The following is an 8,752-nucleotide window of genomic DNA, read 5'->3' as shown; positions in this document are numbered from 1 at the left end:
ATCGACCGCCGCACCTACAAAGCCACCACCAACATCGACGTCATCACCAACGAACCTTGACAAGCGAGCCACCGACCTAACTGAACGGCGTTGCCGCTAGCCGCCGCGACGCCGTCGAGCGCACGACCGACCAGCGCAGGCGTTCCCGGGTCGCGGCGACGCGCGGCGACGCGCGAGCCAGGTCCGCCACGGCGCCGGCACCGGTCGGCCGTCAGGTCAGCACCGCACGGAAGGTCCGCTCGCCGATGCCGCGCATCAGCGGGTTGTCCGCCGAGTGCGTCAGGAAGACCAGGGACAGGACGAGCGCCCATCCCCGGGCCCGTTCCCAGGTCGCGTCGTCCGCCCCGCCATACGCGTGCCGAAAGACGGCCCGCTGTTCCGCCGGAAACAGCATCCAGGCCACCGACAGGTCGGTGGCGGGGTCGCCGGAGGTGAGGTCACCGAAGTCGATCACGGCGCTGATCCGGCCGCGGTCGACCAGGATGTTGGCCGGGTGCAGGTCCCCGTGCAGCCACAGCGGCGGACCGCCCCAGGCAGGTGCGGCGGCCGCCGCCGCCCAAACCCGCCGCGCGACGGCGCGGTCGGCCGGCTCGAGGTGCGCCAGCGCGGTCCGGACTCCCTCGGCGCGTCCGGTCAGTGGGATCCCGCGAAACGGGTTCACGGGTGCCGCCGGAGGAGCCGGGGCGTGCAGCGCGTTGAGGAAACCGCCGAGCGTCGCCGCGGCCGACCGGAGGTCGTCGGGCTCCGACCGCGCCGCGATCCGGCCGGGAAGGAACGGCACGACACTCCAGGACCACGGGAACTGAGTCGTCGGCCGCCCGACACGTACCGGGGCCGGCACCGGCAACGGCAGGCGGCCGGCCAACTCCGGCAGCCACCGCTGCTCGTGCGCGACGAGTGCGGCGGCCACGGTGCGCCGCGGCAATCGGACGAGGAACTCCTCGCCAAGCCGGCAGACAAGGTTGTCCCAGCCGTTGGCCAGCACCTCGACCGGCAGGTCCGCCAGATCGGGGTGCTGCTGTTCGAGCAGCCGGCGCACCAGTTCGACCGAGACCGGCACCTCGGCGGCGGGCATTCGGTGAGCGGTCACAGCGAGAACCCTACGGCCGCGCTGCGGTGCGCCCGGCCACCGCCTCCGGTCAGTCGCGGTCGGCCACCAGCACCCGGCCGTGCCCCAGCGACCTGGCGTGCGCGACCGGCAGGTCCAGCCGACGCGCCGTGTCGAGCAGGCTCTCGTCCTCGGTGACCCGGTAGCCGTGCCGGGCGAGCACGGCGGCCAGCGCGGCGGGGGTCCAGGTCGAGCGCCACGGCTCGTTGGCCCAGACGCTGCGCCGGCCGGTGGAGGCGGTCAGCAGTCGGGCCAGGACCCGGCCCGCGCGCGCCGACCGGGACGGGCTCTGGTAGTTGACGATCAGGCGGCTGCCGGTTGCCGAGCCGGCGGCGAGCCCGGCCACGGTGGCGGCCACCTCGGCCCGGGTCAGGTAGGGCACCACGCCCTCCCAGATCCAGGTGGTGGGCAGGTCGGCGCGGTGCCCGTGGGCCGCCAGCGCCTCGGGCAGCCGGTCGCGGCCGAAGTCCACCGGGACGAACGTGGGCGCGGTGCCGGAGAGCCCGGCGGCCCGGTCCCGCTTGTCCTGCTGGGTCGCCGGCTGGTCGACCTCGAAGACCGTGACCCCGGCCAGCTCCGGCATCCGCCACGCCCGGCCGTCCAGCCCGGCGCCCAGGATCACCAGTTGCGGGCACGGGTGGGCGCGGACGGCGTCGTCGATGGCGATGGTCCGCGGCGCCATCAGCTCGGTGGTGGCCCGGACCGTCTCGTAGTCGACCCGGTGCCGCCACGTGTCGGGTACCGCGCCGTCGCGTACCCACTCGACGGCCTCGCGCTCGGCGGGCCGCAGCAGGATCATGGCGGTCGGGTCGGCGAAGCGGCCCGGCGCGATCCGCCCGTCGGCGGCGGCGCGGCCCTGGCACACCAGCACCGCGGTCCGGCTCACGGCCGCAGGTCTCGACATCGCGTCCCTCTCCCACCCCGGACATCGGCTCCGCCGACGACGGTAGCGCGGACCGGTCGCGCCCGGGGCCCGGGTCCGGGCCGCACCCGCGCGGTCGCCCCCGGGTGCGGGCCGGGGAGGCGGGGCTCCGCGCGCCTGCGCAGCCCCGCCCGGCCGTCACCGGCCCTGCAGGGACCGCACGTTGTCGCCGAAGGTCCAGCCCTTGGACCCGTCCCAGTTGACCGACCAGGTCATCAGCCCCTTGAGGCCGCCCTGGTAGGTGTTCCACGCCTGCGCGACCAGCGCGGGGCCCATATACCCGCCACCGGCGCCGCTCTGCGCGGGCAGGCCGGGGACCTGCTTGTCGTACGGGAGGCGGATGGTGACGCCCTGCACGACCAGGCCGGCGTTGAGGCAGCTGGTCTGCGCCACGAAGCCCTGCACGGTGCCGGCCGGGTAGGAGTCGCCGGCGCAGCCGTACATGCTGCCGTTGTAGTACTGCATGTTCAGCCACCAGAGCCGGCCGTTGTCGGCGTACCGCTTGATGATCGGCAGGTAGGCGCCCCAGATCGAGCCGTAGGTGACGCTGCCGCCGGTGACGTACGCGGTCTCCGGGGCCATGGTGAGTCCGAAGCCGGCGGGCATCTGGGCCAGCACCCCGTCGATGATCCGGACCAGGTTGGCCTGGGAGGTGGAGAGCTGGTTGATGTTGCCGCTGCCGGTGAGCCCGGTCTCGATGTCGATGTCGATGCCGTCGAAGTTGTACCGCTTGAGGATGGGCACCACGGTGGCGACGAACCGGTCGGCGACCGCGCTGGAGCCGAGGTCGATGCCGGCGGTCGCGCCGCCGATCGACAGCAGGACGGTCAGCCCGGCGGCCTTGGCCTGGCACACCTCGGTCGGGGTGGGCACCCGGACCCCGGCGTCCATGCCGTCCTCCCACAGCACGGTGCCGTCGGCGCGGATCACCGGGAACGCGGCGGTGACCACGTTGTAGCCGTGGGCCCGGATCCGACTGTCGGTGATCGGGATCCAGCCCATCCCCGCGTGTACGCCGTTGGCCGCGCCGTCCCAGTTCTCCCAGTAGCCCTGTAGCACCTTGCCGGTGGGCCGGGACCGCAGCGCGCAGGTGCTCCCGCCCGGGGGCGGGGTGCCGGTCGGCGTGGGTGTGGGCGTCGCGGTGGGGGACGGGGAGGACGTCGCCGTGGGCGTCGGGGTCGGTGACGGCGGCTTCGTGCTGGGGCTCGGCGACGGGGTGCCGGCGCCGCAGGCGCCGAGGTCGGTCCAGAGCGCCGGGGTGGCCGGCGGGGTCCAGCCGGCGCCCGCCGGCGGGGTGTGCGTCACCAGCGCCTGGTAGAGCCGGCCGGCGTAGCTGGCCCGGGTGCCGGCGGTCCAGGTCACCCCCTCGGCCCAGGCGGGCACGCCGGTGCAGGAGACCAGGGCGGCCGTGCCGGCGGTCGCGGCGCTGCCGGCGGTGGCGGGCAGGGCGGCGGTGGCGGCGAGCAGTGCGGCGCCGCCGAGCAGTGCGGTCATCCCGCGTCGAAGTCGCATGACATACCTCCTCGTCGATGCGTCGGAGGCTATCAGTTAACTTTGTTAAATGTAAATGTGTGACCCGGAGCCGACCCCGCCGACCAGATTCTTCGACCCTTTGTTCACGGCATTAATCTGGGATGACGCATCCCGGGTGAGCCGCGCGGGTGGTGACAGGGGAGGGGTGGGCGGAGATGGACGCCAGGCGCACCACCGTGCGGGACATGCGTCGGGCCAACCGGTCGGTGCTGCTGACCCGGATCTGGCTGGACGGGCCGCTCAGCCGCCACGAGCTGGGGCAGAGCACGGCGCTGAGCCTGGCCAGCGTGAGCAACCTGGTCGGCGAGATGATCACCGAAGGGCTGGTCGAGGAGGCCGGCTCGGTCGAGTCCGACGGCGGCCGCCCCCGGGTGCTGCTGCGGGTCGCCCCCAGCTACGGCTACCTGGTCGGCGCCGACGTCGGTGAGACCCGGGTCCAGGTCGAGCTCTTCGACCTGGCGATGACCGCGCTGGCCAAGGCCGAGTACCCGATCGCCGCCGCCGAGCCCGACCCGCAGGACGTGGCGCGGCACCTGCTGCGCGGCCTCGGCGCGGTCATCGAGCAGGCCGGCGTCGCGCCGGCCGCGGTGCTCGGCTTCGGCGTCGCCGTCTCCGGCACGGTCGAGCGGACCGCCGACGCGGTGGTGCACGCGCAGACCCTCGGCTGGGAGGGGGTGCCGCTCGGCGCGATGCTGCGCGCCGGCACCGACATCCCCGTGCACATCGACAACGGGGCGAAGACCCTCGGCCAGGCCGAGATGTGGTTCGGCGCCGGCCGTGGCGTCCGGCACGCGGTGGTCGCCCTGGTCGGCTCCGGCGTGGGCGCCTGCGTGGTCGCCGACGGCGTCGGCTACCGGGGCGCGCACAGCAGCGCCGGCGAGTGGGGGCACACCACCCTGGTGTACGGCGGCCGCCGCTGCCGCTGCGGCAACCAGGGCTGCCTGGAGGCGTACGTCGGGGCGGAGGGGGTGCTGGACCGGTTCCGCCAGGCCAACCGGGGCCGCCCGGCGCCCGGCGGCGACGAGGAGACCGCCTTCGCCGAGCTGCTCCGCTCCGGCAGCCGCACGGCCGCCCGGGTGCTCGACGAGACCGTCGGCTACCTGGGCGCCGGGGTGGCGAACCTGGTCAACCTCTTCAACCCGGAGCGGGTGGTGCTCGGCGGCTGGGCCGGGCTGGCCCTGGGCGAGCGCTACCTGCCGCAGATCCGCGAAGCCACCGGGCGGCACGCGCTGCGCCAGCCGTACGCCCAGACCTCGATCGAGCTGTGCCGGCTCGGACCGGACGCGGTCGCGATGGGCGCGGCCACCCTGCCGATGGCCCGGCTGCTGCGCGACGGCGGCGTGCCGCGCGAGCCGGCCGCACGGCTCACCCCGGCGGTGGTGCGGCCGGCCCGCCGGCCCGTCGGCCAGCGGGCCGCCGGCCCCCTGGCCCGGCCGGCCCGCGAGCGCTGAGGCTGCCTGCTGCCCGAGCGCTGCGCGGGCCTGCTGCCCGAGCGCTGAGCCGGCTTGCTGCCCGAGCGCTGCGTCGGCTGGCGGCCCGAGCCCGAGGGCTGGCGAGCGCCGAGCCGGCCGGCCGCCGCAGCCTGGCGCGAGCCCGCGCTGAGCGCCGGGAGGGCGGGCCGGCCGGGGTGGCCGGGCCGGCGGTCGGTGTCGCCGGCCCGGCCCGGTTCAGGACGGGAGCGTCCACTTCTGGTTGGCGCCGCCGGTGCAGGTCCAGATCTGGATCCTGGCGCCGTCGGCCGAGGTGTTGCCGGTGACGTCGAGGCACCGGTTCGCCTGGGGGTTGACCAGGTCCCGGCCGGCCGTCCAGGTCCACTGCTGGGCGGCGGTGCCGTTGCAGGTCCACAGCTGCACCCGGGTCCCGTCGGCGGTGCCGCCGCCGGAGACGTCGAGGCACTTGCCCAACGCCCGCAGGGTGCCGTCGGTGGCCCGGGTCCACTGTTGGTTGGCGCCGCCGAAGCAGGTCCAGATCTGCGCCGGCGTGCCGTCGGCGGTGGCGTTGTCGGTGACGTCCAGGCACTTGCCGCCGATGCCGGTGACGAGGCCGGTCGGGCCGGTCGACGAGCCGCCGCCGGACTGGGTGCCGGACCAGGTGAAGGTCGCGGTGGTACGGGCCGGCAGCGAGTAGGTGAACGACTGGCCGCCCCAGAGCACCCGCACCGACTGCGCGGCGCTGCCGCCGTTGTGCGCGAGCAGCGCCTTGGACCCGTCCGGGTTGCGGTACGCCACGTTCTGCACGGTGCCGTTGGCGGTGGAGGCGATCCGGTACGCCCCGGGCCGGACGAACCTGGTCAGGTGGCCGGTGGTGTAGTACTCGACGGTGTAGTCGACCTGGCCGGCGCGGGCGCCGCCCTCCTGCACGGTGATCAGGCCGGTGCAGGTGCCGCAGCCGCCGTTGTGCGGGCCCATGAACTGGTTGACCGCCAGGCTCCACTTCACCACGCTCCGGCTCCAGTTCCGGGCGTAGGTCACGATGTCGGTCATGTCCTCGTTGTGCTGGTTGCCGATCCAGGTGCCACCGGAGTGCTCGGTGCTGAACTGCGGCACGGCCGGGTACTGGTCGTGGACCTGGCTGCCGACGGCCGGGTCGCCCCAGTAGCCGTGCCAGGCGATGCCGCCGAACAGCGGGTCGGTACGGACGGCGGCGTCGGCGAGCAGCCCCTGGCCGATGGTGGCGTAGTCGCCGTAGTTCCAGTCGTGCACCAGCACCTTCGTGGTGATGCCGGCGGCGCGGAACGCCGGGTAGACGAAGTTCTTGGTCAGCTCGACCAGGCCGGAGGAGTTCCAGCTCATCCCCGGGTAGTCCATGGCAGTGGGGTTGCCGGCCTGGCAGCAGTTCGGCTCGTTCTGCACCGACAGGTAGTCGACCTTCACCCCGCGCGCCGCGTATGCCTGGATGGTCTTGACGAAGTACTGCGCGTAGCTGGCGTAGTACTCGTACTTCAGCCAGCCCATCTGGTCCATCCGGCCGTTGTCCTTCATCCAGCCGGGCGCGCTCCACGGCACCACCATCACCCGCAGCCCGGGGTTGAGCTGCCGGGCCTGCGCGGTGAGCAGCTCGACGTCGGTGTCGTAGCCGTTGGCGCCGAAGTCGGTGAGGTCGCAGCAGGTGTCGTCCAGCGAGACGTTGCCGGGCCGGGACAGGTCGGACGCGCCGATCGGGTTGCGGAGGAAGGACAGCCCGATGCCGTCGGTGGGGCTGAACAGCTTGCGCATCACCTCGTCCCGGGTCGCGGCGCTGACCGGCCCGCCGCGCAGCAGGTGGGCGGTGGTGTCGGTGATGGACGCCCCGGCGCCCTCGAACTGCTGGTAGCGGGTGTTCTCGTCGACGGTGAGGGTGTGCGTGGCGGCGGCGCTGGACGGTGCGAAGCTCAGCGGGCTCTGCGGCTGCAGGCCGCGGGTGACGGTGCGGCCGGCGGCGTCGGAGGTGGTGGTGAGCCAGACGTTGACGGTCTCCCCGGCGGCCCGGGCGGCCGAGGGCGGGGCGAGGGCGGCGGCGCCGGCGGCGAGGCAGAGCGCCAGGGCGGCGCGGCCGGCGCGGCGTGCGGTCGGCCGGGCCGGGTGGCGGGGTGGCGCCGATCCGGGGTGGTCGTCGGTGGTGGGGGACACCGGTGCTCCCTTCGATCGATGTTCTTCACTGAGAAAACCGTCCCCACCTGCTTATGTCAAGGCATGAAAAAAGCCCTCGGGGGCATCCCGAGGGCAGGCCGGGGCGGCCGCCCGGGTCACGCCCCGGGCGGCCGCGCGCGGCGGCGGATCAGCTCTCCCCGCGCACCCGCCGCACCGTGTCGCGGTACCAGTGCGCGCTGCGCTTGAGGGTGCGCCGCTGCGTGTCGTAGTCCACCCGGACGATGCCGAACCGCTTGTCGTAGCCGTACGCCCACTCGAAGTTGTCCAGCAGCGACCAGGCGAAGTAGCCGCGCACGTCGGCGCCGGCCTGCCGGGCCCGGGCCACCGCCCGCAGGTGCTCGGTCAGGTACCCCACCCGGTCGTCGTCGGCCACGTAACCGTCGGCGTCCGGCTTGTCGTCGAACGCCGCCCCGTTCTCGGTGATCACCAGCGGCACGCCCGGGTAGTCCCGGTGCAGCCGGACCAGCAGCTCGGTGAAGGACTCCGGCACGATCTCCCAGTCCATCGCGGTCCGCGGCAGGTCCCGGCGGATCACCCGGCGCACCGGCCGGCCCTCGTCGTCCCGCTCCCGGCCCTGCTCGTCCACCCCGGAGTGGACCTGTCCGAAGTAGTAGTTCACCCCGAGCACGTCGATCGGCGTCGAGATGACCGCCAGGTCGCCCTCCTCGACCGGGATCCGCACCCCCTCCGCGGCGAGGTCGGCCACCACGTCCTGCGGGTACTCGCCGCGCAACACCGGGTCGAGGTAGAGCCGGTTGCCCAGCCCGTCGGCGGCCCGCGCGGCGTCCCGGTCGGCCGCGCTGTCGGTCGCCGGGTCGGCCGTGGTCAGGTTCAGCGTCAACCCCAGCTCAATCGGGGCGGTCGCCGCCGCGCGCAGCCGCTGCGCCGCCAGACCGTGACCGAGCAGCAGGTGGTGCGCGGCGGCGATGCCGGCGCCGAGGTCACGCCGGCCGGGCGCGTGCAGGCCGTACGCGTACCCGAGCATCGCCGAGCACCACGGCTCGTTCAGCGTGGTCCAGGTCTTCACCCGGTCGCCGAGCGCGGCGAAGACCAGCTCGGCGTAGTCGGCGAAGCGGTACGCGGTGTCCCGGTTCGGCCAGCCGCCCGCGTCCTCCAGCTCCTGCGGCAGGTCCCAGTGGTAGAGCGTGACCCACGGGTCGACGCCCCGGCCCAGCAGCTCGTCCACCAGCCGGTCGTAGAAGGCCAGGCCGGCCGGGTTGGCCGGACCCCGCCCACCCGCCTGCACCCGCGGCCAGGCCACCGAGAAGCGGTAGGTGTCCAGGCCCAGGTCGGCGATGAGGGCGACGTCCTGCGGCATCCGGTGGTAGTGGTCGCAGGCCACGTCACCGTTGTCGCCGTTGACCACCGCACCCGGCACCCGGCAGAAGGTGTCCCAGATGGACGGGGTGCGGCCGTCCTCGGCCACCGCGCCCTCGATCTGGTACGACGAGGTCGCCACCCCCCACCGGAAGGTCGGCGGCAGGGTGTCGATCGGGTCGGCCTGCCCGGTGCTGGTGGGTCGGGTGAGGTCGGTGTCCATGGTTCTCCTCGCGGGTCGCG

The 8,752-nt window shown here is 74.3% G+C and carries 6 protein-coding genes; 1 reads left to right on the top strand and 5 read right to left on the bottom strand.

Annotated features, from left to right (window positions below; genetic code table 11):
* Positions 1 to 211: 211 nt before the first annotated feature.
* The 3 genes from AB0I11_RS30815 to AB0I11_RS30805 all read right to left on the bottom strand — a co-directional run bounded on the left by AB0I11_RS30815 (position 212) and on the right by AB0I11_RS30805 (position 3,542).
* Positions 212 to 1,090 carry an aminoglycoside phosphotransferase family protein gene (locus tag AB0I11_RS30815; RefSeq protein WP_357328597.1) on the bottom strand — a complete coding sequence of 293 codons (879 nt, stop codon included), beginning with the start codon at positions 1,088 to 1,090 and terminating at the stop codon, positions 212 to 214.
* A 49-nt stretch (positions 1,091 to 1,139) separates the two neighbouring features.
* Entirely contained in the window at positions 1,140 to 1,994 is an 855-nt protein-coding gene (locus AB0I11_RS30810) for a class I SAM-dependent methyltransferase (protein ID WP_357328594.1), read from the bottom strand.
* Between the two features lie 174 nt (positions 1,995 to 2,168).
* Entirely contained in the window at positions 2,169 to 3,542 is a 1,374-nt protein-coding gene (locus AB0I11_RS30805) for a glycosyl hydrolase family 18 protein (RefSeq protein ID WP_357328591.1), read from the bottom strand.
* Positions 3,543 to 3,718: 176 nt separating this feature from the next.
* Between AB0I11_RS30805 and AB0I11_RS30800 the strand changes: the two genes are divergently transcribed.
* Positions 3,719 to 5,014, top strand: coding sequence for an ROK family transcriptional regulator (locus AB0I11_RS30800; RefSeq protein WP_357328586.1), 1,296 nt, complete (start codon positions 3,719 to 3,721; stop codon positions 5,012 to 5,014).
* Between the two features lie 216 nt (positions 5,015 to 5,230).
* Here the strand turns inward: AB0I11_RS30800 and AB0I11_RS30795 are convergent, their stop codons facing one another.
* Both AB0I11_RS30795 and AB0I11_RS30790 read right to left on the bottom strand, forming a co-directional pair.
* Positions 5,231 to 7,171 (bottom strand): ricin-type beta-trefoil lectin domain protein, encoded by a 1,941-nt coding sequence (locus AB0I11_RS30795; RefSeq protein ID WP_357328584.1) that lies wholly within the window; start codon positions 7,169 to 7,171, stop codon positions 5,231 to 5,233.
* A 148-nt stretch (positions 7,172 to 7,319) separates the two neighbouring features.
* Positions 7,320 to 8,732, bottom strand: a complete 1,413-nt coding sequence (locus AB0I11_RS30790; protein ID WP_357328581.1) for a GH1 family beta-glucosidase — start codon at positions 8,730 to 8,732, stop codon at positions 7,320 to 7,322.
* Between the last annotated feature and the right edge of the window lie 20 nt (positions 8,733 to 8,752).

This window comes from Micromonospora sp. NPDC050495 (genome assembly GCF_040655175.1).
Classification (GTDB): Bacteria; Actinomycetota; Actinomycetes; order Mycobacteriales; family Micromonosporaceae; genus Micromonospora.
The sequence above is the reverse complement of the archived record's forward strand: the minus strand, read 5'-3'. Positions and strand labels throughout refer to the sequence as shown.

Bases quoted from the DNA above. Each gene is read 5' to 3' on its own strand.
- AB0I11_RS30790 (WP_357328581.1), bottom strand. From the start codon at position 8,732: ATGGACACCGACCTCACCCGACCCACCAGCACCGGGCAGGCCGACCCG.
- AB0I11_RS30800 (WP_357328586.1), top strand. From the start codon at position 3,719: ATGGACGCCAGGCGCACCACCGTGCGGGACATGCGTCGGGCCAACCGG.
- AB0I11_RS30805 (WP_357328591.1), bottom strand. From the start codon at position 3,542: ATGCGACTTCGACGCGGGATGACCGCACTGCTCGGCGGCGCCGCACTG.